21 protein-coding genes are annotated in these 23,425 nt (G+C 73.7%); 14 read left to right on the top strand and 7 right to left on the bottom strand.

What is annotated here, in order from left to right; all coding sequences use genetic code 11:
- Nucleotides 1-38: 38 nt before the first annotated feature.
- The 6 genes from OG286_RS13760 (at nucleotide 39) to rny (ending at nucleotide 6,170) form a co-directional block, all read left to right on the top strand.
- Nucleotides 39-593 carry a GNAT family N-acetyltransferase gene (locus OG286_RS13760; RefSeq protein WP_396323815.1) on the top strand — a complete coding sequence of 185 codons (555 nt, stop codon included), beginning with the start codon at nucleotides 39-41 and terminating at the stop codon, nucleotides 591-593.
- A 33-nt stretch (nucleotides 594-626) separates the two neighbouring features.
- Entirely contained in the window at nucleotides 627-821 is a 195-nt protein-coding gene (locus OG286_RS13755; RefSeq protein ID WP_396323813.1) for a DUF3046 domain-containing protein, read from the top strand.
- A 171-nt stretch (nucleotides 822-992) separates the two neighbouring features.
- Complete coding sequence (locus OG286_RS13750; protein WP_396323812.1) at nucleotides 993-2,294, top strand: AI-2E family transporter; 1,302 nt, start codon at nucleotides 993-995, stop codon at nucleotides 2,292-2,294.
- Nucleotides 2,295-2,439: 145 nt separating this feature from the next.
- On the top strand, nucleotides 2,440-3,555 hold the full coding sequence (gene recA / locus OG286_RS13745) for a recombinase RecA (protein WP_396323811.1): 1,116 nt from the start codon (nucleotides 2,440-2,442) through the stop codon (nucleotides 3,553-3,555).
- A 7-nt stretch (nucleotides 3,556-3,562) separates the two neighbouring features.
- On the top strand, nucleotides 3,563-4,528 hold the full coding sequence (gene recX / locus OG286_RS13740; RefSeq protein WP_396323810.1) for a recombination regulator RecX: 966 nt from the start codon (nucleotides 3,563-3,565) through the stop codon (nucleotides 4,526-4,528).
- Between the two features lie 187 nt (nucleotides 4,529-4,715).
- Nucleotides 4,716-6,170, top strand: coding sequence for a ribonuclease Y (gene rny / locus OG286_RS13735; protein ID WP_396323809.1), 1,455 nt, complete (start codon nucleotides 4,716-4,718; stop codon nucleotides 6,168-6,170).
- Here the strand turns inward: rny and OG286_RS13730 are convergent.
- The 5 genes from OG286_RS13730 to OG286_RS13710 all read right to left on the bottom strand — a co-directional run bounded on the left by OG286_RS13730 (nucleotide 6,151) and on the right by OG286_RS13710 (nucleotide 11,524).
- The gene (locus tag OG286_RS13730; protein ID WP_396323808.1) at nucleotides 6,151-7,887 is read right to left on the bottom strand and encodes an FAD-dependent monooxygenase; all 1,737 of its coding nucleotides are present in this window, start codon (nucleotides 7,885-7,887) and stop codon (nucleotides 6,151-6,153) included. The genes rny and OG286_RS13730 overlap by 20 nt on opposite strands.
- Nucleotides 7,888-8,054: 167 nt before the next feature.
- Nucleotides 8,055-8,906, bottom strand: coding sequence for an amino acid ABC transporter permease (locus OG286_RS13725; RefSeq protein WP_396323807.1), 852 nt, complete (start codon nucleotides 8,904-8,906; stop codon nucleotides 8,055-8,057).
- Between the two features lie 73 nt (nucleotides 8,907-8,979).
- Complete coding sequence (locus OG286_RS13720) at nucleotides 8,980-9,630, bottom strand: amino acid ABC transporter permease (protein ID WP_396323806.1); 651 nt, start codon at nucleotides 9,628-9,630, stop codon at nucleotides 8,980-8,982.
- Between the two features lie 50 nt (nucleotides 9,631-9,680).
- Nucleotides 9,681-10,583 carry a glutamate ABC transporter substrate-binding protein gene (locus OG286_RS13715; protein WP_396323805.1) on the bottom strand — a complete coding sequence of 301 codons (903 nt, stop codon included), beginning with the start codon at nucleotides 10,581-10,583 and terminating at the stop codon, nucleotides 9,681-9,683.
- A 167-nt stretch (nucleotides 10,584-10,750) separates the two neighbouring features.
- Nucleotides 10,751-11,524 carry an amino acid ABC transporter ATP-binding protein gene (locus tag OG286_RS13710; protein WP_396323804.1) on the bottom strand — a complete coding sequence of 258 codons (774 nt, stop codon included), beginning with the start codon at nucleotides 11,522-11,524 and terminating at the stop codon, nucleotides 10,751-10,753.
- 387 nt (nucleotides 11,525-11,911) lie between these two features.
- Between OG286_RS13710 and OG286_RS13705 the strand changes: the two genes are divergently transcribed.
- Both OG286_RS13705 and OG286_RS13700 read left to right on the top strand, forming a co-directional pair.
- A complete protein-coding gene (locus tag OG286_RS13705; RefSeq protein WP_396323803.1) occupies nucleotides 11,912-12,664 on the top strand; it encodes a response regulator transcription factor in 753 nt (250 codons plus the stop codon).
- 6 nt (nucleotides 12,665-12,670) lie between these two features.
- A complete protein-coding gene (locus OG286_RS13700; RefSeq protein WP_396323802.1) occupies nucleotides 12,671-14,113 on the top strand; it encodes a sensor histidine kinase in 1,443 nt (480 codons plus the stop codon).
- A gap of 114 nt (nucleotides 14,114-14,227) precedes the next feature.
- Here the strand turns inward: OG286_RS13700 and OG286_RS13695 are convergent, their stop codons facing one another.
- A complete protein-coding gene (locus tag OG286_RS13695) occupies nucleotides 14,228-15,247 on the bottom strand; it encodes a TAXI family TRAP transporter solute-binding subunit (RefSeq protein ID WP_396323801.1) in 1,020 nt (339 codons plus the stop codon).
- Between the two features lie 117 nt (nucleotides 15,248-15,364).
- On the opposite strand from OG286_RS13695, the gene miaB reads away from it, so the two are divergent.
- Both miaB and OG286_RS13685 read left to right on the top strand, forming a co-directional pair.
- Complete coding sequence (gene miaB, locus OG286_RS13690) at nucleotides 15,365-16,867, top strand: tRNA (N6-isopentenyl adenosine(37)-C2)-methylthiotransferase MiaB (RefSeq protein WP_396323800.1); 1,503 nt, start codon at nucleotides 15,365-15,367, stop codon at nucleotides 16,865-16,867.
- Nucleotides 16,868-16,942: 75 nt separating this feature from the next.
- Entirely contained in the window at nucleotides 16,943-17,641 is a 699-nt protein-coding gene (locus OG286_RS13685; RefSeq protein WP_396323799.1) for a hypothetical protein, read from the top strand.
- 27 nt (nucleotides 17,642-17,668) lie between these two features.
- Here the strand turns inward: OG286_RS13685 and OG286_RS13680 are convergent, their stop codons facing one another.
- Nucleotides 17,669-17,938: an antitoxin gene (locus OG286_RS13680; protein ID WP_396323798.1), complete on the bottom strand. Its 270-nt coding sequence runs from the start codon at nucleotides 17,936-17,938 to the stop codon at nucleotides 17,669-17,671.
- A gap of 238 nt (nucleotides 17,939-18,176) precedes the next feature.
- Here OG286_RS13680 and miaA point away from each other — a divergent pair, with 238 nt between their 5' ends.
- The 4 genes from miaA (at nucleotide 18,177) to OG286_RS13660 (ending at nucleotide 23,423) form a co-directional block, all read left to right on the top strand.
- Nucleotides 18,177-19,106 carry a tRNA (adenosine(37)-N6)-dimethylallyltransferase MiaA gene (gene miaA, locus OG286_RS13675; RefSeq protein WP_405366053.1) on the top strand — a complete coding sequence of 310 codons (930 nt, stop codon included), beginning with the start codon at nucleotides 18,177-18,179 and terminating at the stop codon, nucleotides 19,104-19,106.
- Between the two features lie 229 nt (nucleotides 19,107-19,335).
- Nucleotides 19,336-19,845: a hypothetical protein gene (locus OG286_RS13670; RefSeq protein ID WP_396323797.1), complete on the top strand. Its 510-nt coding sequence runs from the start codon at nucleotides 19,336-19,338 to the stop codon at nucleotides 19,843-19,845.
- Nucleotides 19,846-19,918: 73 nt separating this feature from the next.
- Nucleotides 19,919-20,836, top strand: a complete 918-nt coding sequence (gene dapF, locus OG286_RS13665) for a diaminopimelate epimerase (protein WP_396323796.1) — start codon at nucleotides 19,919-19,921, stop codon at nucleotides 20,834-20,836.
- Nucleotides 20,837-21,008: 172 nt separating this feature from the next.
- A complete protein-coding gene (locus OG286_RS13660) occupies nucleotides 21,009-23,423 on the top strand; it encodes a RelA/SpoT family protein (protein WP_405365298.1) in 2,415 nt (804 codons plus the stop codon).
- Nucleotides 23,424-23,425: the final 2 nt, after the last annotated feature.

The following is a 23,425-nucleotide window of genomic DNA, read 5'->3' as shown; positions in this document are numbered from 1 at the left end:
CGGTGACGGGCACGGCCGGTGCGGGGCAGGATCGGACCATGACCGTCCACCTCACCACCGAGCGGCTGGTACTGCGCCGCTTCACCGCCGCCGACGCCGACCGCCTGGTGGAGCTCGACGGCGACCCCGAGGTGATGCGCTACCTCACCGGCGGCCGCCCCACCCCGCGCCACGTGGTCGAGGGCACCCTGCTGCCGCTCTACCTCTCGCACTACGAGCGGTACGGCGACCTCGGCTGGTGGGCGGCCGAGGAGCGGGACGGCGGGGCCTTCCTGGGGTGGTTCGAGTTCCGCCCGACTGATCCGGCGGACCGGGGCGAGGTCGAGCTCGGGTACCGGCTGCGCCGGGCGGCCTGGGGGCACGGCTACGCCACCGAGGGCGCGCGGGCGCTGGTCCGCCACGGCTTCACCGGGCTCGGCGTGCGCCGGGTGGTGGCGTACACGATGGCGGTCAACGGCGGCTCGCGGCGGGTGATGGAGAAGGCAGGCCTCCGCTACGTCCGCACCTTCCACGAGGACTACCCGGAGCCCGTCCCCGGGACCGGACTGGGCGAGGTCGAGTACGCGCTGGAGGCGGCCGACTGGCGGCCTTAGAGCCTCCGGCGGCGGTCCGGGATACTGGTGGGCATGAGGCTGACGGAGTTCTGGCGGCGGATGTACGCGCACTTCGGCGAGGTGTACGCGGAGTCCTTCGCCACCGACCACGTGATGACCGAGCTGGGCGGGCGGACGGTGCGTCAGGCCCTGGAGGCGGGCTGGGAGGCCAAGGACGTCTGGCGGGTGGTCTGCGACACCCAGGGCGTGTCGGCGCAGTTGCGCTGAGCGGGCGCCCGGTGCCCGGTGCTCGGACGGGCGTCGGGCATGGGACAGACTGTCCGAGTGACAAGCAGCGCAGAACCGCAGAATTCGGACAGGTCGGCGCGGGCCGTCGACGAGGCCGCGGGACCGCCGCCCGCATCCGCATCCGCACCCGCACCGGAGCCGGCCCGGGGAATGGCCGGCGGGCTCTGGGGCACCGGGATGCCGCGCTGGCTGCCCCGGGCGATGGTGCTGGCACTGCTCATGGTCGGGCTGTTCCAGCTCGCCGACTGGGCCTTCCACCAGCTGATCGACCTCTTCGTGATGCTGCTGGTCGCCTTCTTCCTCTCGCTGGCGCTGGAGCCGGCCGTCGACCGGATGGCGGCCCGCGGGGTGCGCCGGGGCGTCGGCACCTTCCTGGTCTTCGTCGCGGTGGCGGTCGCGGTGGCGGGCTTCCTGGCCGCGCTCGGCACCCTGCTGGTCGACCAGGTGGCGAAGATCGCGGTGGACCTGCCGCACCTGCTCGACAACCTGATCAACTGGGCCAACCGGACCTTCCACCAGGACCTCTCGCTGGACGAGCTGCAGAAGAAGCTGCTCAAGGACTCCGGTGCCATCGAGACCTACGCCCAGCAGGCCGCCGACAACGTCTGGGGCGTCTCCTCCACCCTGATCGGCGGGCTCTTCCAGGCCTTCACGGTCGGCCTCTTCACCTTCTACTTCACCGCCGACGGCCCCCGGGTGCGCCGGACGGTCTGCTCGCTGCTGCCGCCCGCCAAGCAGGGCGAGGTGCTGCGGGCCTGGGAGATCGCGCTGGCCAAGACCGGCGGCTACCTCTACTCCCGGGCGCTGCTCGCGGTGGCGTCGGCGCTCGCGCACTGGGTGATGTTCGCGCTGCTCGACCTGCCGTACTCGGCGGCGCTGGCGGTCTGGGTCGGCGTCATGTCGCAGTTCGTGCCCACCATCGGGACGTACCTGGCGGGCGCGCTGCCGGTGCTGGTCGCGCTCACGGTGGAGCCGGTGGACGCGCTCTGGGTGCTGGTGTTCGTGGTGGTCTACCAGCAGGTCGAGAACTACCTGCTGCACCCGCGGATCACCGCGAAGACGGTGGACGTGCACCCGGCGGTGGCATTCGGCGCGGTGATCGCGGGCGCGGCGCTGCTCGGGGCGGTGGGCGCGCTGATCGCCATCCCGGCGGCGGCCACCCTGCAGGGCTTCGTCGGGACGTACGTGCGCCGGTACGAGGTGGCCACCGATCCGCGGATCGACCGGGGGGCGCAGCGGCGCGCCCGGCGGGAGCTGCGCCGGGAGGCGGCGCGGCGGCTGCGCTGGATGGTCGGGGCGGGGTCCGGGCCGGGAGGCGGTCGGGGCGACGGCTGGAGTGACCGTGGGAACGAAGGCCGGAACGCGGGCCGGAGCGACGATCAGGGGGCTGACCAGCGATCCGAGGCGGACCGGGGCTCGGAGGGCAGGGGCGGGGAGCGGTGGTTCGAATGAGTGAGGCTTGAATCGAACAGATGTTCTTTGTACTCTCCGGCGAGGAGTTTTCCACAGGCAGAGCCCGGTCAGGGCCGTTTGTCAGTGGGACGCGCTAGCGTCGAGGACGATGAAGCGCACAGCACAGAACCCGAGGGTGGAAGCCATGGCAGGTACGGACCGCGAGAAGGCCCTTGAGACCGCACTCGCTCAGATCGAGCGGCAGTTCGGCAAGGGCTCGGTGATGCGCCTGGGCGAGAAGGCCAACGAGCCGATCGACGTGATCTCCACCGGATCCACCGCACTGGACGTCGCCCTCGGGGTCGGCGGCATCCCGCGTGGCCGGGTGGTCGAGATCTACGGCCCCGAGTCCTCCGGCAAGACCACGCTGACCCTGCACCTGGCGGCCAACGCCCAGCGGGCCGGCGGCACGGTCGCCTTCGTCGACGCGGAGCACGCGCTCGACCCGGAGTACGCCAAGAAGCTCGGCGTGGACACCGAAGCCCTGCTGGTCAGCCAGCCGGACACCGGTGAGCAGGCCCTGGAGATCACCGACATGCTGATCCGCTCCGGCGCGATCGACCTGGTGATCATCGACTCCGTCGCGGCGCTGGTCCCGCGTGCGGAGATCGAGGGCGAGATGGGTGACTCGCACGTCGGTCTGCAGGCCCGGCTGATGAGCCAGGCGCTGCGCAAGATCGCCGGTGCGCTGAACCAGTCGAACACCACCGCGGTGTTCATCAACCAGCTCCGCGAGAAGATCGGCGTCATGTTCGGCTCGCCGGAGACCACGACCGGTGGCCGGGCGCTGAAGTTCTACGCCTCCGTCCGTCTGGACATCCGCCGGATCGAGACCCTGAAGGACGGCACCGAGGCGGTCGGCAACCGCACCCGGGTCAAGGTCGTCAAGAACAAGGTCGCGGCGCCGTTCAAGCAGGCCGAGTTCGACATCCTCTACGGCGTGGGCATCAGCCGGGAGGGCGGCCTGATCGACATGGGCGTCGAGCACGGGTTCATCCGCAAGTCGGGCGCCTGGTACACCTACGAGGGCGACCAGCTGGGCCAGGGCAAGGAGAACGCCCGCAACTTCCTGAAGGACAACCCGCAGCTGGCCGACGAGATCGAGAAGAAGATCAAGAGCAAGCTGGGCATCGGCCCGAAGACGGAGGAGCCGGCCGTCGAGGCCGAGGCGCCGACCGCCGACGGCGCTGCCAAGCCGATCACCGCGACCGCCGCCAAGACGGCCGCGGCGAAGAAGACGGCGGCGGCCGCCAAGGCCTGAGCCGTTGATGCAGCACGACATGGTGGGCGGCGGCCCGGCGGGCCCGGAGAATGACGACGACTACGGCCCGCCGGACTGGTTCGCCGCGGTGGCGGAGCCGGAGCCGGAGCCGGTACGGGTCCCGCGGCGGGCATCGGGCCTGAGCCCGGCGTCGGGCCCGGGAGAGCCGGACGGCGGGCTCGGCCTGGTGTCCGCGTCCGAGCTGCCCACCGGGCGGCGCCGGCGTCGTTCGGCGCTGGTGCAGGAGGAGCCCCCCGGCCACCGCGCCGGGGGAGGGGCGGCCGGTCACGGGGGTGCGGCCGCCCCTGCCTCCCCTGCCGCCGGGGCGCGCGGCCGTCGGGCCCGCGGCCGGGGCCGGACGGACGACACGGCGTCGGAGGCTGAGGGGGGCGAGGGGCCGGCGGAGAAGCCGCGCCGGGCGGCGCGTGCGGGCAGGGCGGAGGAGCCGGCCGATCCCGAGGCCCGCGCCCGGGACATCTGCCTGCGGCTGCTCACCGGAGCGGCCAAGAGCCGCAAGCAGCTCGCCGACGCCCTGCGCAAGCGGGAGATTCCGGACGAAGTCGCCGAGCAGGTGCTGACCCGGCTGGAGGAGGTCGGGCTGATCGACGACGCGGCCTTCGCGCAGGCCTGGGTGGAGTCCCGGCACGCCGTCCGGGGGCTCTCCCGGCGGGCGCTGGCCCAGGAGCTGCGGACCAAGGGGGTGGCCGGCGAGCTGGTCGAGCAGGCCGTCGCACAGCTCGACCACGACGACGAGACCGAGGCGGCCCGGGCGCTGGTCGAGCGCAAGCTCCGGGCGACCCGCGGGCTGGAGCGGCAGGCCCGGATGCGCCGGCTGGTCGGCGTGCTGGCCCGGCGCGGCTACTCCGAGGGCCTGGCCTTCCGGGTGGTCCGGGAGGCGCTGGACGAGGAGGCTTCGGGGGCGGGCCCGGAGGAAGAGGACGTGGACGGAGCACCCGCTGACGGGTGGGAGTGACGGCGGTGCGGTGTGGGAGTTGGCCAACTCCCAGTCCAGTCTTGACCGTTTCGTAACCTGCGCTTAGCCTCGCACTCAGTGCGGGAGTGCGTCGATCACGCCTCGGCCGCGCCTCGGGCAGCCATGCCCGGGCCCGGTCGTGGTTGGTCCCGGACGGCGTGCCGTGCAGGGACGGGGAGTGGCCAGGATGAGGATCGCGCTGAGCACCGGAACGGTCGCCTCCCTGCTCTCGGCGGTGGTGCTGATCGCCGTCGTGGCGTCGGCCTGGCTGATGGTCAGACGCCTCCAGAGCGCCCAGCGGCGCGCCATGGCCGAGACCGAGCGGGCCCGGCGGTGGGCCGAGGAGCAGGCCGAGCAGCTGCGGGCCGAACTCGACCGGCGCGAGGAGCGGTTGACCGAGGAGCTGCGCCGGCTCCGGGCCCGGGAGGGCGAACTCGCCGATCGTTCGGCTGCGTTGGAACAGGCCCGGGGGGAGGCCGCCGAGCTGGTGCGGCGCCGGTCGGCGGCGCTGGAGCGGACCGCCGGGCTCTCGGCCGGGCAGGCCCGGGCCCAGCTCGTCCGGGAGGCCGAGGCGCAGGCCCGGCGCGAGGCGGCCGTGACCGTCCGGGAGATCGAGCGGGCGGCCAAGGAGGAGGGCGAGGAGCGCGCCCGGGGGATCGTCGCCGGGGCCGTCCAGCGGCTGGCGGCCGAGCAGACCGCCGAGACGGCGGTGTCGGTGTTCCGGCTGCCGAACGAGGAGATGAAGGGCCGGATCATCGGCCGCGAGGGCCGAAACATCCGCGCCTTCGAGGCGGTCACCGGCGTCAATCTGATCATCGACGACACCCCGGCCTCGGTGCAGCTCTCCTGCTTCGACCCGGTCCGCCGGGAGACCGCCCGGCTGACCCTGGAGCAGCTGGTCGAGGACGGCCGGATCCACCCGATGCGGATCGAGCACCTCCACGAGCGCAGCCGCGAGGAGGTCGGGCGCCGCTGCGTCCGGGCCGGAGAGGACGCACTGCTGGCGGTGCGGGTCGGCGCGATGCACCCGGAGCTGGTCCGCACCCTCGGCACGCTGCGCTACCGGGCCTCGTACGGGCAGAACGTGCTCGGGCACCTGGTGGAGTCGGCGCACCTGGCCGGGATGATGGCCGCCGAGCTCGGGGTGGACCCGGAGCCGGTGCGCCGCTCGGCCCTGCTGCACGACATCGGCAAGGCGATGACGCACGAGGCCGAGGGCAGCCATGCCGCGATCGGCGCGGAGTTCGCCCGGCGGCACGGCGAGTCCGCGGATGTGGTGCACGCGATCGCGGCCCACCACGGGGAGGTGGAGCCGCGGACGGTGGAGGCGGTGCTGACCCAGGCCGCCGACGCCTGCTCGGGTGGCCGGCCGGGCGCGCGCAAGGAGTTGCTGGAGGTGTACGTGCGCCGGCTGGAGCGGCTGGAGGAGATCGCCCGGGCGCACGACGGGGTGGCCAAGGTGTACGCGATGCAGGCCGGCCGCGAGGTGCGGGTGATGGTGCGGCCGGAGGAGGTGGACGACCTCGGGGCGCAGGTGATCGCCCGTGAGGTCGCCAAGCAGGTGGCGGAGGAGCTGACCTACCCGGGGCAGATCCGGGTCACGGTGGTCCGGGAGAGCCGGGTCACCGAGGTGGCCCGCTAGGCGAGTCCACCGGCGGGGCGACCGGCTCGCCGGCGGGCGCCGCGGTCTCCGCGCCGCCGGTCAGCGGCTGCGGCCCGCCCCGGGCCCCGTCCGCCAGCGCCTGGAGGTCCTCGGTGGCCGCGCCCTGGGTGACGCCGACCAGGTGGCCGTCGGGCCGGATCAGCAGCACGGTGTGCGGCCCTGCGCCCGGGTACTCCTCGGTGACCAGCACCTCGGCCGGCACCGGCAGCGCCGCTGCGACCTCGGCCAGCCGGGGCATCAGCCCGGCGCCCAGCCAGTGCTCGGCGGACCAGACCGTGGTGCCGGGGGCGACCAGCAGCAACAGGAAGGTCGAGCCGAGCCGGGCGTGCAGCTGGTCCGGCGTTCCGTCGGTGGCGAGCACCGGCAGGTCCGGGACGAGCACGCCGGGAGAGGTGGCGGGCAGCAGTTCGCTGAGCGAGGTGCTGCCGCGCGCGCCGCGCTGGACGGGCACCCGCCCGGGGACGCCGGAGGGGGCGGCCGGGTAGGCGGGGGCGCCGCCGAAGCGTCCGGTGCCGAGCTGGCCGTCGGCGAGCAGCGGCGCGTGCTTGCGGAACGAGCCGCTGATCAGCGAGCGGCGGGTGGCCTGCCAGCCGCGCAGCGGGCGCAGCAGCGGCATGGCCTGGTCGACGGCGCGCAGCCGGGCGCCGACCGCGCCGCGCCGCTCGGACTCGTAGCCGTCGAGCAGCGAGCCGCCGGGCTGGGGGCCGCCGGAGTGGAGGTGCCAGGCGAGGGCGAGCCGCCAGGCGAGGTTGTCGGCGTCGCGGAGCCCGTCGGCGAGGTTCTGCATGCCGAGGGCGCCGTGCAGGTGGGCGGCGTCGCCGGCGAGGAAGCAGCGGCCGCTGCGGAACCGGGCAGCGAGGCGCTGCTGGGCGGTGTGGTCGGCGGCGGCGAGCAGCTCGTACCGGGGGAGTTCGCCGCACCAGCCGGTGAGCGTGGCGGTGACCCGGGTGAGCAGGGTGTCGCCGGTGACGATGCCGGGCCAGGTGGCGTGCGGGTCGGCCGGTTCGGTGGGCGCGGGTCTGCCCGGGGGCAGCCGCCAGTCGAGGCGCCAGACGCCGTCCGGCAGCGGGCGGGCGGAGGCCTCGCGGTCGCCGCGCCACGGCGGCTCGCGGTGCAGCCGGGCCTCGGTGAAGGGCAGGTCGACCCGGACGGTGGCGATGGCGTTGCGGTCGACGGCCGGCCGCCCGGGGAAGCGGATCTTCAGCAGCTTGCGGACGGTGGAGCGGGCGCCGTCGCAGCCGACCAGGTGGCTGCCGCGCCACCAGGTCTCGGTGCCGTCCTGGGGATTGCGGGTGTGGACGCTGACGCCGTCGCGGTCCTGTTCGAGCCGGGTGACCCGGCTCAGCGGGACCAGCCGGACCAGCGGGGTGCCGGTGAGCGCGTCGCGCAGGCCGCGCTGGAGCCGGTGCTGGGGCAGGTGCAGGACGGGGGTGTCGGCGAGGTCGATCCGGAGCACCTCCTGGCGGCGGCGCCAGATGGCGAAGGCGTCCCACTGGGCGGCGTCCGAGACGGCCCTCGGGTAGCCGATCCGGGTCAGGAAGGCGGCGGTGTCGGCCCCGAGGGCGACGCTGCGCGGGCCCTCGGGGCAGAGCCCGGAACCCTCGTCGAGGACTATGGTCGGCACCTCGTGCCGGGCCAGCGCGAGGGCCAGGGCCAGGCCGACCGGCCCGGCCCCGACCACGATCACCGGGTCCATGCCGGGACCTCCGGGCGCGGGCCGGCCGGTGCGCGGTGGCCGCCGGCCGGTGCGGTGCCGTCCGGGACCTCCGGGCATGGGCAGGCCGACGGGGTGGCGTCATATGCCGCGAGGATGGTCCCGGATGGTGTCACGAAGAGCAATGCAACAGTTCACCTGCGTGTCCGTCAAGCAGCAGCTGATGTGCGCCGGTTCGCGCCGCGACGGCCGCGTGCTTCGATCCACCGGGCGAGCGCCGTGAGCAGCAGGCACATCGCGATGTAGATGGGCCCGATCACCAGCACCACAGGGATGTAGGGGAAGCCCGCCGCGTTGATCGGCTGACTGGCGATCGCCTTACCGACGAACAGCAGCTCGTGGTAGGTGATGATGAAGCCGAGTGAGGTGTCCTTCAGGGTGACGACCAGCTGGCCGATCATCGTCGGCAGCATCGAGCGGACCGCCTGCGGCACCAGGATGGTGGTCATCACCTGGGTCTTGCGCAGGCCGAGCGCGTAGGCCGCCTCGCCCTGGCCGCGCGGGACGGCGTTGACGCCGCTGCGGATGATCTCGGCCTGGACGGACCCGTTGTAGAGGGTGAGGCCGAGCACCAGCGCCCACATCGGCTGCTTGGCGAAGAACGCGTAGTAGAGCGCGACGATCAGGATGAGCAGCGGCATCGCCCGGAAGAACTGGACGAAGGAGACGGCCGCCCAGCGCACCGGCTTGTGGTCGGAGAGCTGCCCGGCGGCCAGCAGCGCGCCCAGGGCGAGCGAGAAGAGCGCCGCCAGCCCGAAGGCCTCCAGGGTGGACACCAGGCCGTCGACGATCCGCTGCTGGACGGCGGTGTACTGGAACACGTCCCAGAGCTGGGCGTCGAACTGGCCGTTGTCGGCGAGGGCCGAGAAGGCGTACCAGAGCAGCCCGGCGATCGCGACCAGCGACAGCACGCCGAACAGCCGGTAGCGGGAGCGGGCCCGCGGGCCGGGCGCGTCGTAGAGGACGCTGGCCGTGGACGGGCGGGTGAAGAGGGAGCTCATGCGTCCACCTCACTTCGCCCGGCAGGGGTGTGCGCCGACGCGCACCTCTCCATCATTCGCTCGCTTTGCTCACTCATCGGGCCACCGCCAGTCGGTCTTCCAGGAAGCGGAACAGCACGGCGACTGCGGCGCTGATCACCAGGTAGGCGCAGGCCACCCAGAAGAAGATCGCGAAGATCGAGTAGCCGCGCTCGGAGAACGTCTGCTGCACGCTGTACAGCTCGGCGACGCTGAACGCGCCGGCGATCGCCGAGTTCCTCGGCAGGGCGATGAAGACGCTGCTCATCGGGGCCAGCACCGTCCGGGCGGCCTGCGGCAGGACGATCTGGGTGAGCGTCTGGCCGAAGGTCATGCCGAGGCTGCGGGCCGCCTCGGCCTGGCCGAGCGGCACGGTGTTGATGCCCGAGCGCAGCACCTCGCAGACGAAGGACGCGGTGTAGCTGCCCAGCGCCAGCACCGCGAAGGTGAGGTGGCTGAAGTGCACGCCGAGCGGCGGGAGCCCGAACGTCACGGCGAAGAAGAGCACGGTCAGCGGGGTGTTGCGGAAGAGCGTCACCCAGCCGGTGCCGAAGGCGCGAAGCACCGGGACGGGGGAGACCCGGAAGGCCGCCAGCAGGGTGCCCAGCAGCAGGGCGAGCAGTGCGCTGAGCGCGCTCAGCTCGATCGTCTGCAGGAAGCCGTCGCGGAACAGCGCGAAGTTGCCGTCCTCGAACAGGAAACCCATCCGGCGGCCCTCCTCTCAGGAGTGGTCAGGAACGTTGGTCAACGGGCGGATCAGTACCGGTCCAGGGCCGGCGGCGTGGGCGCGGCCGAGCCGGAGAGGCCGAGGGTGGCGTCGTACGCCTTCTTCCAGTCGCCGTTGTCCTGGTGGGCCTTGAGGGCGTCGCTGATCGCGGCCCGCAGCGCCGCGTCGTCCTTGTTCAGGCCGACGCCGTAGTTCTCGGTGGTGAACGGCTTGCCGACCACCTTGAGCTTGGGCGCGTACTTGGAGGCGTAGCCCTTGAGGATGGCGTCGTCGGTGGTGACGGCGTCGACCTCGCCGGACATCAGCTTCTCGACGCAGGCCGAGTAGGTGTCGAACTGGGTGATCTTCGGCGAGTACTGCTGGATGTTCTTGATCGAGGTGGAGCCGGTGGCGGTGCAGACGTTCTTGCCGTTGACCGACTCCGGGCCGGTGATGGCGGTGTTGTCCGACTTCACCAGCAGGTCCTGGCCGGCGATGTAGTACGGGCCGGCGAAGGAGACCGACTTCTTGCGCTCGTCGTTGATGCTGTAGGTGCCGACGTAGAAGTCGATCTGGCCCTTGGAGATGGCCGGCTCGCGCTGCGAGGAGACCAGGGTCACCCACTTGATCTGCTGTGGGGTGAAGCCGAGGTCGGCGGCGATCATCTTGGCGATCTCGATGTCGAAGCCGTTGCGGTCGCCGCTGGCGACGTCCTCGAAGCCGAGGTTCGGCTGGTCGGCCTTGGCGCCGATGATCAGCTGGCCCCGCTTCCTGGCCTCGGTGAACACCTGAGAGTCCACCTTCGGGTCGGTCTTGACCGTGTAGGTGGGCAGCTTCGGGGCGTTGCTGGCGCCGGCGGCGGTGTCACCGGGCGTGCCGTCCTTGCCACAGGCGGCGGTGGCGGTCAGCGCGATGGCGCAGAGTGCGACGGCGAGGGTGCGACGGGTCTTCATGAGGGTAGCTCTCCTCGGGCTGGGCCACGGGTCAACCGGGCTCTGGCGACAGGAAGTTGGCCGGGTCGGCGTGGTGGCGGCGGCGCCCTTGCCACTGCCGACGAGTGCCGGCCCGGTAGGTCGGGAAGACCCGGAAGCTCCGGGACGTCCGGGAAGGCCGGGGACGGTCAGTGGTGCAGGATCTTGGAGAGGAAGTCCTTCGCGCGGTCGCTGCGCGGCGCGGTGAAGAAGGCCTCGGGGGTGTTCTGCTCGACGATCCGGCCGTCCGCCATGAAGAGCACGCGGTTGGCGGCGGAGCGGGCGAAGCCCATCTCGTGGGTGACGACGACCATCGTCATGCCGTCGGCGGCCAGCTGGCGCATGACCTCCAGCACCTCGTTGATCATCTCCGGGTCGAGCGCGGAGGTGGGCTCGTCGAAGAGCATCACCTTCGGGTTCATCGCCAGTGCCCGGGCGATCGCGACGCGCTGCTGCTGCCCGCCGGAGAGCTGGGCCGGGAACTTCGCGGCCTGCGCGCCGACACCGACGCGCTCCAGCAGCTCCTTGGCGGTCGCCACGGCCCTTTCGCGGGCGATCCCGCGGACCTTGACCTGGCCGAGCACCACGTTCTCCAGCACCGTCTTGTGCGCGAACAGGTTGAAGCTCTGGAACACCATGCCGACCTCGGCCCGCAGCCGGGCCAGCTCACGGCCCTCGGCGGGCAGCGGGCGGCCGTCGATGGTGATCGTGCCGGAGTCGATGGTCTCCAGCCGGTTGATCGTCCGGCAGAGCGTGGACTTGCCCGAGCCGGAGGGTCCGATCAGGACCACCACCTCGCCCTGCTTGATCTCCAGGTCGATGTCCTGGAGTACGTGCAGGGCGCCGAAGTGCTTGTTCACCCCGCGCATCACCACCAGGGGGGCGGCTGCGGCGCTGGAGTCCTTGGTGAGGCTCTCGGTCATCGCGCCTGCTCCCTGGTATCGGCCCGAGAGCTGAACTCCCTTGGGCGGCAATGGTGATAGGAAAGCCGGGGGCCGAGGCCGGCGGAGCCGCGGCCCCCGGTGGGGTGACCATAGGAGCGCTGACGATGTCACGTCAGCCGATCTGAGCGGAACTTGAGGATCACGATCCGGCCACACGCCGGGCGCGGGCCGTTCACGAGTCCCGGACGGGGGCACGGTGACAGCGGGCACCCGCCCCGCCGCACGGTGTCCCGCAGGGGTCCGGGACATGGCCGAGCCTGGCGTCCGGCGCTCCGCTGGCCCATACTGCGCAGAACCGGGACCTGCCCGGTGGGGGCCCGTGAACATCACGTGACACCCCGGGGACCGTCCGGGAGAGGAGGAACGATGCGACTGCTGCTCGTCGAGGACGACGAACGCGTGGCCGCCGCGCTGGTCGCGGTGCTCGGGCGTCACGGCTTCCAGGTCAGGCACGCCCGCAGCGGGCACGAGGCGCTCGACGCGCTGGTACCGGACGGCAACGAGCCGTACCGGGTGGTCCTGCTCGACCTGGGGCTGCCCGACCGGGACGGCTTCGAGGTCTGCAGCCGGATACGGGCCGGCAGCGGCGTACCCGTGATCATGGTGACCGCACGCGCCGACATCCGCTCCCGGATCCACGGCCTCAACCTGGGCGCCGACGACTACGTCACCAAGCCGTACGACATGGGCGAGCTGCTCGCCCGGATCCACGCAGTGGCCCGGCGCGGCGCCGCACCCGCCGCCCTCGCCGCGCCCTCACCCGACACCGTGCCGCAGCAGCGGGGGCCGCTGGAGTCGCGCGGCATCCGGATCGACCGCGAGCGCCGCCGGGTCAGCGTCGACGGCCGGGACGTGCCGCTCACCCGCAAGGAGTTCGACCTGCTGGCGCTGCTCGCCCAGAGCCCCGGCGTGGTCTACCGCCGCGAGCAGATCTTCAGCGAGGTCTGGCGCAGCGGCTGGGAGGGCAACGGCCGCACCCTGGAGGTGCACATCGGCTCGCTGCGCACCAAGCTGGCCCTGCCCGGCCTGGTCGAGGCAGTCCGGGGCGTCGGCTACCGGCTGATCCCCGAGTCCCCGGCCACCGCCGCGGACGCTCCCCAGGCCCCCGCGGAGCACTGACCGTTCGTGCGTACCCGCCTGCTCGGCATTCTGCTCGCGCTGATGCTCTGCGTCCTGGCCGCCCTCGGGCTGCCGCTCGCCGCGGCGGTCGCGGCCGCCGAGCAGAGCCGGGTGGTGGTCGACCGGCTCGACGACGCGGCCAGGTTCGCCCAGGACCTGCCCACCTCGGGCGTCTCCGCCCTGGACTCCGCCCTCAAGGGCGACCTGGAGCCCGCGCCGGGCGACCTCAGCCGCCGCCGCGCGCTGGACGCCGAGGTGGCGCGCTACCACGACCTGTACGGCGTCCGGCTCGGAATCTTCCAGCGGGACGGCGTCCCGATAGCCACAGCCCCGGCGGACTGGCGGGTGCCGGTCGCCGGCTGGGGCGAGCAGGCCTTCCAGGAGGCGCTGGACGGGCGGCGCAGCCACAACCCGCCGCAGGTCTGGCCGTGGACCTCCGACCGGACGCTGACCATCGCCACGCCGGTGGTCCGGGACGGCGACGTGGTCGCGGTGGTGCTCAGCGAGTCCCCGACCGGCGCACTGCGCACCCGGATACTGCACCGCTGGTTGGTGATCGGGGCCGGTGAGGCCGCCGCCATGATCGTCGCGGTGCTGCTCGCCGTCCGCCTCACCGAGTGGGTGCTGCGCCCCGTCCGGACCCTGGACCGGGCCACCCACGACATCGCCACCGGCCGGATGAACGCCCGGGTGGCGCCCGGCGGCGGCCCGCCCGAACTCCAGCGCCTGGCCCGGTCGTTCAACGAGATGGCCGACCACGTGGTGCTCGCCCTGGACCAGCAGAAGGCCTTCGTCGCGGACGCCTCGCACCAGCTGCGCAACCCGCTGGCGGCGCTGCTGCTGCGGGTCGAGGTGCTGGGCCTGGAGCTGCCCGAGGGCCACGACGAGGAGCTCGGCAGGGTCCGCGAGGAGGGTGTCCGGCTCGCCCGGGTGCTGGACGACCTGCTCGGGCTGGCCACCGCCGAACACGCCCGCCCGGAGCCCGAGCCGACCGACCTGGTCGGGCTCACCCTGGCCCGGGCGGACGCCTGGCGGCCGGTGGCGGAGCAGCGCGGGATCGAGCTCGGCTGGGAGGGCCCGGCGCTGGCACTCGGCATGGCGGACCCGATCGGCTTCGGCAGCGCGCTGGACGCGGTGATCGACAACGCGCTCAAGTTCGGCCCGGCCGGCACCCGGGTGCGGGTGCTGGTCGCGGTGCGGCGCAGCGAGGTCGCGGTGACCGTCTCGGACGCCGGGCCCGGCCTCACCGAGGAGGAGGCGGCCCGGGCCGGCGACCGGTTCTGGCGCAGCGCGCGGCACCAGAACGTGGACGGATCCGGCCTCGGCCTCTCCATCGCCCGCACCCTGCTCCAGGCCGCCGGCGGCTCGCTCACCTTCGCGCCGGTCCGGCCGACCGGTCTCGCGGTGACCCTGGCGGTGCCGAGGGCGGAGAAGACCCGCAGGACCTAGGCGCAGGGCCTCCACCGAGCGGCGGTGGCGCCGCTGGGGCTTCGCCGAGCCGGTGGGTGGCACATCCGGGGCTTCACCTCACCTCTGCGGCTTCACGAGCCGGTGGTGGCACCTCTAGGGCTTCACCGAGCGGTAGTAGCGCGCCGCGCCCTCGTGCAGCGGGAGCGGGTTGGTGTAGACGGCGGTGCGCAGGTCGACCAGCTGGGCGGCGTGCACCTCGGAGCCGATCTGGTCGCGGCTGTCTATCACCGCCCGGGTCATGCCCTGGACCAGGTCGGTGTCCACGTCGTCCCGGGTGATCAGCAGGTTGGGCACGGCCACGGTGGCGACGGCGTCCTTGGGCTCCGCGTTCGGGTAGGTGCCCTTGGGCATGGTGGCCGCCCGGTAGGCGTCGGTACCGCCGCCCTCGACCCGGTGGACGGCCTCGGCGAGGTCGCCGAGCGGCACGATCCTGATCTTGAACTGTTCGGAGAGCCCGGTGAGCGCGCCGGTCGGCAGCCCGCCGGACCAGAAGAAGGCGTCGAGCTTGCCCTCGCGCAGCCGCTCGGCGGCGTCGCCGACGCCGAGCATGGCCGGCCGGATGTCGTGGTCCGGATCGAGTCCGGCCGAGGAGAGCAGCCGTCGGGTCACCAGGTTCACCCCGGACAGGGGCTGGCCGACGCCGACCCGCAGGCCCTTCAGGTCGGCCGTCCGGTGCACCGGCGAGGAGGCGGGCACGACCAGCTGGAGGTAGTCGTCGTAGAGCCGGGCGATCGCCCGCAGCCGGTCCCTGCCGGGCCCGGAGTACTGGGCGACGGCGTCGGCGGTGGCGATCGCGAAGTCGTCCTGGCCGCTGGTCACCCGGGCCAGGTTGTCGATCGAGCCCTCCGAGTTGTCCAGCTGCAGCCGCACCCCCGGCATCGCCTTGGCGACGTGGGTCTCCAGCAGCTGCCCGTACCGGTCGTACACCCCGCCCCGCACGCCGGTCGCGAAGCCCACCGCCCCGCGCGGGTAGTCCGGGGTACGGCCGGCCGAGAGCCACCAGCCGCCGAGGGCGGCCACCACCAGCACGAGGGCCAGCACCGCCCGCCAGAGCGGGCTGCGCGCCGCCGCGCGGAGGGTTGCGCCGACTCGGGGCGCGGAGCTGGGGGCCATGCAGGGATAGTGCCAGGCGCGCGGACCGAACGGGAGGGGCGGACGCGCGGCGGCGGCCGCGGACGGGTGGGGACCGGTGGGGGAAAACCGATTCGCGGCTGCCCGTACCCTGGTCTGGTGAGCGGTGAGAGCGGATTGAAGAGCTACAAGGTCGTGACCTACGGCTGTCAGATGAACGTCCACGACTCCGAGCGGCTGTCGGGCCTGCTGGAGGACGCCGGATACGTGAAGGCCGGGCAGGACGGCGACCCGGACCTGGTCGTGTTCAACACCTGCGCGGTGCGCGAGAACGCCGACAACAAGCTGTACGGCAACCTCGGGCAGCTGGCGCCGGTCAAGAGCCGCCACAAGGGCATGCAGATCGCCGTCGGCGGCTGCCTGGCCCAGAAGGACCGCGACACCATCGTCAAGAAGGCCCCCTGGGTCGACGTGGTGTTCGGCACCCACAACATCGGGCACCTGCCCGCGCTGCTGGAGCGTGCCGCGGTCGAGCGCAGGGCCCAGGTCGAGATCCTGGAGTCGCTGGAGACCTTCCCCTCCACCCTGCCCACCCGCCGCGAGTCCGCGTACGCCGCGTGGGTGGCCATCTCGGTCGGCTGCAACAACACCTGCACCTTCTGCATCGTCCCCGCGCTGCGGGGCAAGGAGGAGGACCGCCGCCCCGGCGACGTCCTCGCCGAGATCGAGGCGCTGGTCGACGAGGGCGTCATCGAGGTCACCCTGCTCGGCCAGAACGTCAACGCCTACGGCTCCGACCTGGGCGACCGCGAGGCCTTCTCCAAGCTGCTGCGCGCCGCCGGGCAGATCGAGGGCCTGGAGCGGATCCGCTTCACCTCGCCGCACCCGCGCGACTTCACCGACGACGTGATCGCCGCGATGGCCGAGACCCCGAACGTGATGCACCAACTGCACATGCCGCTGCAGTCCGGCTCGGACACCGTGCTCAAGGCGATGCGCCGCTCCTACCGGCAGGAGCGCTTCCTCGGCATCATCCGGAAGGTGCGGGAGGCGATGCCGGACGCCGCGATCTCCACCGACATCATCGTGGGCTTCCCCGGCGAGACCGAGGAGGACTTCGAGCAGACCATGCACGCGGTCCGCGAGGCCCGCTTCACCAACGCCTTCACCTTCCAGTACTCCAAGCGCCCCGGGACCCCGGCCGCCGAGATGGAGGACCAGGTGCCGAAGGCCGTCGTGCAGGCCCGCTACGACCGGCTGATCGCGCTCCAGGAGGAGATCTCCTGGGAGGAGAACAAGAAGCAGGTCGGCCGCACCCTGGAGATCCTGGTCGCCGAGGGCGAGGGCAAGAAGGACGACAGGACCGACCGGCTCTCCGGCCGCGCCCCCGACAACCGGCTGGTCCACTTCACGCGCCCGTCGGAGCCCGTCCGCCCCGGCGACATGGTCACCGTGGAGATCACCTACGCCGCCCCGCACCACCTGCTGGCCGAGGGACCGGCGCTCGCCGTGCGCCGCACCCGGGCCGGCGACGCCTGGGAGAAGCGCCAGGCCAAGCCGGCGGCCGGCGCTCCGACCGGGGTCATGCTCGGCCTGCCGACCGTCGGAGCCCCGGCGGCGCTGCCGCTGGCCGCCCCGGCGGGCGGCTGCTGCGGCGACTGACCGCTGCTCGTGGCGCGGCCCGGTGGGATCGCCGATCCCGCTGGGCCGCTGTCGTTCTTCGTTAGAGTGATCCACATGCTGGTTGCCGCCGCCGTCTGCCCCTGCCCGCCGTTGCTCGTCCCGGAGGTCGCCGCCGGTGCGGCCGCCGAGCTGGAGCCGCTGCGCGCGGCCTGCGACGAGGCGCTGGCCGCGCTGCTCGCAGCCGGGCCGGAGCTGGTCGTGGTGGTCGGCGCCGGGCCGGAGGCCGAGGTGTGGACCGAGGGCGGGGCCGGTTCCTTCCACCGCTACGGGGTGCCGCTGGTGGCCAGGCTGCCGGCAGGCCGGGTCGAGGGCCCGGAGCTGGCGCCCTCGCTGACCGTCGGCGCCTGGCTGCTGGAGCGGGCCGGGGCGACCCTGCCGACGCACGCCTGCGCGGTGCCCGCCGACGCGCCCGCCGACCGGATGCTGGGCCTCGGCCAGGGCCTGGCCGGGCTGGCCGACCGGGTCGGGCTGCTGGTCATGGGCGACGGCAGCGCCTGCCGCTCGCTGAAGGCACCGGGCTACCTGGACGAACGGGCCGAGGGCTTCGACGCGGCGCTCGCCGACGCCCTGGGCTCGGCCGACCTGGCCGCCCTGGCCGCCCTGGACGCGGGCCTGGCCGCCGAGCTGAAGGCCGAGGGCCGCGCCCCCTGGCAGGTGCTGGCCGGCGCCGCCGAGGGCGCCGGCCTCACCGCGCGCCTGGGCTACCGGGACGCGCCGTACGGGGTCGGGTACCTCGTGGCGTCCTGGAGCTGACCCGCGGCCCTGCTCGGGAGAGCGGGCTCAGGGGGTCGGGCCCTGGCCGTCGACGGGGGTGCCGGGGGTGGTGCCGCCCGGGCCTCCGGGCTTGTGGGCGAAGTCGTCCACCGCGTGTTTGGCCTTGCTGGTGCCGTGCTCGATCTTCTCGCTGTACTTGCCCTTGGTGGCCTTGTCGATGGCGCCACCGGCCTTGTCGACCGCGTGCTCGATCTGGTCGCTGTGCTTGCCGGCCAGCTCGCTGGCCTTCTCCTTGAGCTCCTCGGCCTTGCCCTTGAGGTTGTCCATCAGACCCATGGCGTCCTCACCGTTCCTCTCTGTCTCCTGCTCAACGTCTCTCGCGGCCGAACCGTTCTCAACTGGGGATATGGGCGGAAACGGTCATATCGTCGCTCATAGGACCTCCCGGGCGGGGAGGTCTCCGTCGCGTCGGCGGTTTTGCGAGACTGGTCCGGTGAGCAGCTCCAGTACCGTCCAGTCCGGCCCCGTCCAGCCCGGCCCCGTCCAGCCCGGCCCCGTCCAGCCCGGTGCCGCCGTGCCGCGCGTGGTCTCCGTGGTGGGTGCGACCGCCGCAGGCAAGTCCGACCTGGCCGTCGCCCTCGCCCGCAGCCTCGGCGGCGAGGTGATCAACACCGACTCGATGCAGCTCTACCGGGGCATGGACATCGGCACCGCCAAGCTCACGCTCGACGAGCGCGGCGGCGTCCCGCACCACCTGCTGGACATCTGGGACGTCACCGAGGCCGCGTCCGTCGCCGAGTACCAGCGGCTCGCCCGGGCCGAGATCGACCGGCTGCTCGCGGCCGGCCGCACCCCCGTCCTGGTCGGCGGCTCCGGGCTGTACGTCCGGGCGGCGATCGACGAGATGGAGTTCCCCGGCACCGACCCGGCGGTCCGGTCCCGGCTGGAGGCCGAGCTCGACCGGGCCGGCCCGTACGCGCTGCACCGGCGGCTCGCGGAGCTGGACCCGGCCGCCGCCGCGGCGATCCTGACCGGCAACGGCCGGCGGATCGTCCGGGCGCTGGAGGTCATCGAGATCACCGGGCGGCCGTTCACCGCCAACCTGCCGAGCAACACCGCCGTCTACGACGCGGTGCAGATCGGCGTCGCGGTGCCCCGTCCCGAGCTGGACGAGCGGATCACCCTGCGGGTCGACCGGATGTGGGAGGCCGGTCTGCCGGACGAGGTCCGGGAGCTGGAGAAGCTCGGCCTGCGCGAGGGGAGGACCGCCTCCCGGGCGCTCGGCTACCAGCAGGTGCTCGACCACTTCGCCGGGGAGTGCACCGAGGATGAGGCGCGGGCCGAAACCGTCCGCGCCACCAAGCGGTTCGCCCGTCGGCAGGAGTCCTGGTTCCGCCGCGACGACCGGATCCACTGGCTCTCCCGCCCGGCCGGCGCGGACCCCGCCGAGCTGCTCGCCCGCTCGCTGGAGCTGATCGGCCGTCAGGAATCGGCCCTGCCGTAGGCGGTATCCGGCCATTCCGGCGGTGCACTTGCGCGCGCAGGTGGGCGTGCAGGACGAACCCGCGGTTACGGCCGGATCACGTGATGGCCACGGATCACCCGATGACCCCGGTCAGGCCCGGAACGCCTCTCTGGACATGCCATCATCGAGGTCATAAGGGTCGGCCCGGGCGGGCCGACCGTGCCCGGCCGCGAGTCCGCACTCGTGTCGAACTGTCAGGGGAGGCCGCGTGTCGACGGGTACCGGCCCCGAAACCGGCCAGAGCGGGAGCGCCACCGCACAGGCCGACGACCTCGACGCGTCGACCATGCCGGACCTGCCCGTGCTGCCCGGCCTCGACGCCCCCACCTCCTACGCGGTCGCGCTGCCCGCGCTGGACACCCGCGCCCCCGCCGGTGCGGTGCACGAGCGGGAGATCCGCCCGCGTCGCCGGCTGCGCTGGTGGCAGACGCTGCCGATAGCGCTGCTGGCCACCGCCGGCTCGCTGATGTTCGCCTTCCCGCTGGCCTTCGGCTCGGCCGGGGCCGGTTCGGCGATGGTCGGGATGCTCGGGCTGCTGCTCACCGCGGCCTCGGTCGGCTGGGGCGCGATGGCCGCCCGGCACGCCGGGTACAAGTGGCCGGGCCTGCCGCGCCGCGGCTCCGGCCGGCGGGCCGGGTGGAAGGCGATCGTGATCTACACCCTGATCGCGCTGGCCGCCTGCGCGCTCGCCCTGTGGCGGGTCGTCCACCTGCGCTGACCCCGCCGGCGAACGCGGTCCGCCTGGTGGTCCGCCCGGCCGGCCCGGCCGGCGGCTCAGTATCATCGGCAGCGTGAGCGACACCTCCCCGCAGCCTGCCGGCCTCTCCTTCCTCAAGGGGCACGGCACCCAGAACGACTTCGTCATCGTGCCCGACCCGGACGGCAAGCTGGTGATCGGCCCCGAGGCCGTCGCCGTGCTGTGCGACCGCCGGGCCGGTATCGGCGCCGACGGTCTGCTGCGCGTGGTGCGCTCGGCCGCCGACCCGGCCGCGGCCGACCAGGCCGACCGGGCCGAGTGGTTCATGGACTACCGCAACGCCGACGGCTCGATCGCCGAGATGTGCGGCAACGGCGTCCGGGTCTTCGCCCGCTACCTGGTCGAGGCCGGGTTGGCCGAGCCGGGCGAGGTTGCCATCGCCACCCGGGCCGGCGTGCGGACGGCCCGGGTCGCCGAGGACGCCGAGGACGGCACCCCCGGCGAGGTCACCGTCGACATGGGGCGCGCGCTGCTGCCCGGCCCGGACGGGATCGAGGTCACGGTCGGCGGGCGCAGCTGGCCGGCCCGCAACGTCAACATGGGCAACCCGCACGCGGTCGCCTTCGTCGAGAGCCTGGACCACGCCGGCAACCTGTACAGCGCGCCGCTCACCAGCCCCGAAGGCGCCTATCCCGAGGGCGTCAACGTCGAGTTCGTGGTGGACCGCGGGCCGCGGCACGTCGCGATGCGGGTGCACGAGCGGGGCTCCGGCGAGACCCGCTCCTGCGGTACCGGCGCCTGCGCCGTCGCCGTGGCCACCGCCCGCCGGGACGGCGCCGACCCGGCGGTCACCGGCGAGGCCGTCAGCTACACCGTGGACCTGCCGGGCGGCCGGGTGGTGATCACCGAGTACCCGGACGGCCGGGTGGAGATGACCGGCCCGGCGGTGATCGTGGCGCGCGGCGAGCTCGACCCGCGGTGGCTGGCGACCGTCCAGGCCGTCCAGGGCTGACGGCGCGGGCGGTTTGCCCATTTCGTACAGCGACGAATCCCCCCGTTCGGGTGATCCGGGTCACGGACGGGAAGCAGGGCATCGCGGAACGTGCTCTGCTCGGTAGCATGGATCACCGGGTCGAGCGCCCCTCGGAGGGGAGCAGCCGGTGACGCTGCCGGAGGTGCCGACGATGACCATCGAAGCCGGGCAGCCCCTTGCGGGGCAGCCGACGTCCGCACGGCAGGCCGGGCCCAAGCGGCCCCTCGGGGGGTTAGGGCGGGCCGCACTCGGCCGGGCCGGGCGCGCCGCGCTGCTGGCCACCGGCCGCACGCCGGTGCCCGACGCCCTCGAACCGCTCGTCCAGGCCCACCGCCGGCACCACCCGCAGGCCGACCTCGGCCTGCTCGGCCGGGCCTACCGCCTGGCCGAGGCCAGCCATCGCGGGCAGAAACGCAAGAGCGGCGAGCCGTACATCACCCACCCGCTGGCCGTCACCATGATCCTGGCCCAACTCGGCGCCGGGACGACCACCCTGGTCTCCTCGCTGCTCCACGACACCGTCGAGGACACCGAGTTGACCCTGGCTCAGGTCGGCGAGGAGTTCGGCCCCGAAGTCGCCTATCTGGTCGACGGGGTGACGAAGCTGGAGAAGGTCGACTTCGGTGCGGCCGCCGAGGCCGAGACCTTCCGCAAGATGCTGGTCGCCACCGGGGACGACGTCCGGGTGATGGTGATCAAGCTCGCCGACCGGCTGCACAACATGCGCACCATCCGGCACATGAGGCCGGCCAGCCAGGTCCGGATTGCCAAGGTCACCCGCGACGTGCTGATCCCGTTGGCCGAGCGGCTCGGCATCCAGGTGCTCAAGGCGGAGCTGGAGGACATCGTCTTCGCCACCCTCCACCCGGAGGAGTACGCCCGCGCGCGCGCCCTGCAGGCCGGCCACGAGGCCGAACCGGACGCCCTGCTCGAGCCGTTCGCCCGGACGCTGGCGCGCCAGCTCGCCGAGGCCGGGGTGACCGCCGAGGTCACCGTCCGCCCCCGGCACTGCGTCTCGCTGCACCGGGTGCTGCTCAAGCGGGCCGCCGCACCCGGCCCCGACGGGCGGCCGCAGGGGCCGCAGCCGGCCGACTTCGGGCGGCTGCTGGTGGTGGTCGAGGAGAACGCGGACTGCTACGCCGTCCTCGGCGAGCTGCACACCTGCTGGACGCCGCTGCCCGGCGAGTTCAAGGACTTCGTGGCCGCCCCCAAGTTCAACCTGTACCAGTCGCTGCACACCGCGGTGGCGCTGGAGGGCGGCGCGGTGGTCGAGGTACTGGTCCGCACCCGGCGAATGCACGAGGTCGCGCAGACCGGCGTGGTCGCCCTCGGCGACCCCCGGCAGCCCGGGGCCGGCGGCGCCGACCAGGGCACGGACGAGCTGGACCGCACCGACCCGGCCCGGCCGGGCTGGCTCAGCCGGCTGCTGGAGTGGCAGCAGGAGACGCCCGACCCGGACGCCTTCTGGTCGGCGCTCACCGCCGACCTCGCCGGGGACCGCGAGATCACCGTCGTCACCGAGGCCGGCGAAACGCTTCAGCTGCGGGCCGGCGCCAGCTGTGTGGACGCCGCCTACCTGCTCGGCGAGGAGACCGGCCACCGATGTATCGGGGCCCGGGTCAACGGCCGGCTCACCTCGCTCTCCACCGTGCTCCAGGACGGTGACCGGCTGGCCATCCTCACCGAGCAGGGCGACCCGGCCGCCCACCCCTCCGGCCCCGCGCCCGAATGGCTGGCGCACGCCCGCACCCCGGCCGCCAGGCTGGCCATCGAACGATGGCTCGCCGACCACCCGGCGCTGCTGCCGGTGGTCCGCACCGGCCCCTCGGCCGGCCAGCCGGCGCCGCCCGCGCACCGGGCCACCGAGCGCGGCGCAGCCCCGGTGGCGGTGGCCGGCCGCCCGGGGGCGCCGGTCCGGCTGGCCCGCTGCTGCACCCCGGTGCCGCCGGACCAGGTCAGCGGCTTCGCGATCCGCGGCGGCGCCGTCGCCGTGCACCGCACCGGCTGTCCGGCGGGTGAGCGGATGCGGGCGGACGGGCGCGGCGCGCTGGAGATCCACTGGCAGCCCGACGGCGCGCCGCCGTCCGGCTACCGGGCCACCCTGCGGGCCGAGGCGCTCAACCGGCCCCGGCTGCTGGCCGACCTCACCGCGGCGATCTCGGGGGAGGGCGTCGGCATCGTCTCGGCCGAGGTCGAGCCGCCGCAGGAGCTGCGGGTGCGGCACACCTACACCGTCGAGCTGCCCGAGCCGGCCGCGCTGGCCGCGGTGATGCGGGCGATGCTGCGGGTCTCGGGGGTGTACGACGTGAGCCGCCCGCACGCACCGGCGGGCGGCGGCGCGCGTCCCCGGGCGGGGGAGGCGGAGCCCGGCGCCGGGGGCGGCCCGGCAGGCGGGGGCGGCCCCGCGGGCGAGGGCGGCCCGGCGGACGGGGACGGCCCGGTGGGCGGGGGCGGCCCGGCGGACGGACCGGTCTCCGGACCGGAAAATGGGGATGCCCCGTCCGCACCGGGCGTGCGAACATCGTGGGGAATTCACGGCCGGTCCGCGGCGTTCACCGGGCACTGAGA

It is taken from the genome of Kitasatospora sp. NBC_00039 (assembly GCF_045160625.1).
Lineage (GTDB): Bacteria > Actinomycetota > Actinomycetes > Streptomycetales > Streptomycetaceae > Kitasatospora.
The sequence above is the reverse complement of the archived record's forward strand: the minus strand, read 5'-3'. Positions and strand labels throughout refer to the sequence as shown.

Bases quoted from the DNA above. Each gene is read 5' to 3' on its own strand.
- OG286_RS13760 (WP_396323815.1), top strand. From the start codon at position 39: ATGACCGTCCACCTCACCACCGAGCGGCTGGTACTGCGCCGCTTCACC.
- OG286_RS13755 (WP_396323813.1), top strand. From the start codon at position 627: ATGAGGCTGACGGAGTTCTGGCGGCGGATGTACGCGCACTTCGGCGAG.
- OG286_RS13750 (WP_396323812.1), top strand. From the start codon at position 993: ATGGCCGGCGGGCTCTGGGGCACCGGGATGCCGCGCTGGCTGCCCCGG.
- recA (WP_396323811.1), top strand. From the start codon at position 2,440: ATGGCAGGTACGGACCGCGAGAAGGCCCTTGAGACCGCACTCGCTCAG.
- recX (WP_396323810.1), top strand. From the start codon at position 3,563: ATGCAGCACGACATGGTGGGCGGCGGCCCGGCGGGCCCGGAGAATGAC.
- rny (WP_396323809.1), top strand. From the start codon at position 4,716: ATGAGGATCGCGCTGAGCACCGGAACGGTCGCCTCCCTGCTCTCGGCG.
- OG286_RS13730 (WP_396323808.1), bottom strand. From the start codon at position 7,887: ATGGACCCGGTGATCGTGGTCGGGGCCGGGCCGGTCGGCCTGGCCCTG.
- OG286_RS13725 (WP_396323807.1), bottom strand. From the start codon at position 8,906: ATGAGCTCCCTCTTCACCCGCCCGTCCACGGCCAGCGTCCTCTACGAC.
- OG286_RS13720 (WP_396323806.1), bottom strand. From the start codon at position 9,630: ATGGGTTTCCTGTTCGAGGACGGCAACTTCGCGCTGTTCCGCGACGGC.
- OG286_RS13715 (WP_396323805.1), bottom strand. From the start codon at position 10,583: ATGAAGACCCGTCGCACCCTCGCCGTCGCACTCTGCGCCATCGCGCTG.
- OG286_RS13710 (WP_396323804.1), bottom strand. From the start codon at position 11,524: ATGACCGAGAGCCTCACCAAGGACTCCAGCGCCGCAGCCGCCCCCCTG.
- OG286_RS13705 (WP_396323803.1), top strand. From the start codon at position 11,912: ATGCGACTGCTGCTCGTCGAGGACGACGAACGCGTGGCCGCCGCGCTG.
- OG286_RS13695 (WP_396323801.1), bottom strand. From the start codon at position 15,247: ATGGCCCCCAGCTCCGCGCCCCGAGTCGGCGCAACCCTCCGCGCGGCG.
- OG286_RS13685 (WP_396323799.1), top strand. From the start codon at position 16,943: ATGCTGGTTGCCGCCGCCGTCTGCCCCTGCCCGCCGTTGCTCGTCCCG.
- OG286_RS13680 (WP_396323798.1), bottom strand. From the start codon at position 17,938: ATGGGTCTGATGGACAACCTCAAGGGCAAGGCCGAGGAGCTCAAGGAG.
- OG286_RS13660 (WP_405365298.1), top strand. From the start codon at position 21,009: ATGACCATCGAAGCCGGGCAGCCCCTTGCGGGGCAGCCGACGTCCGCA.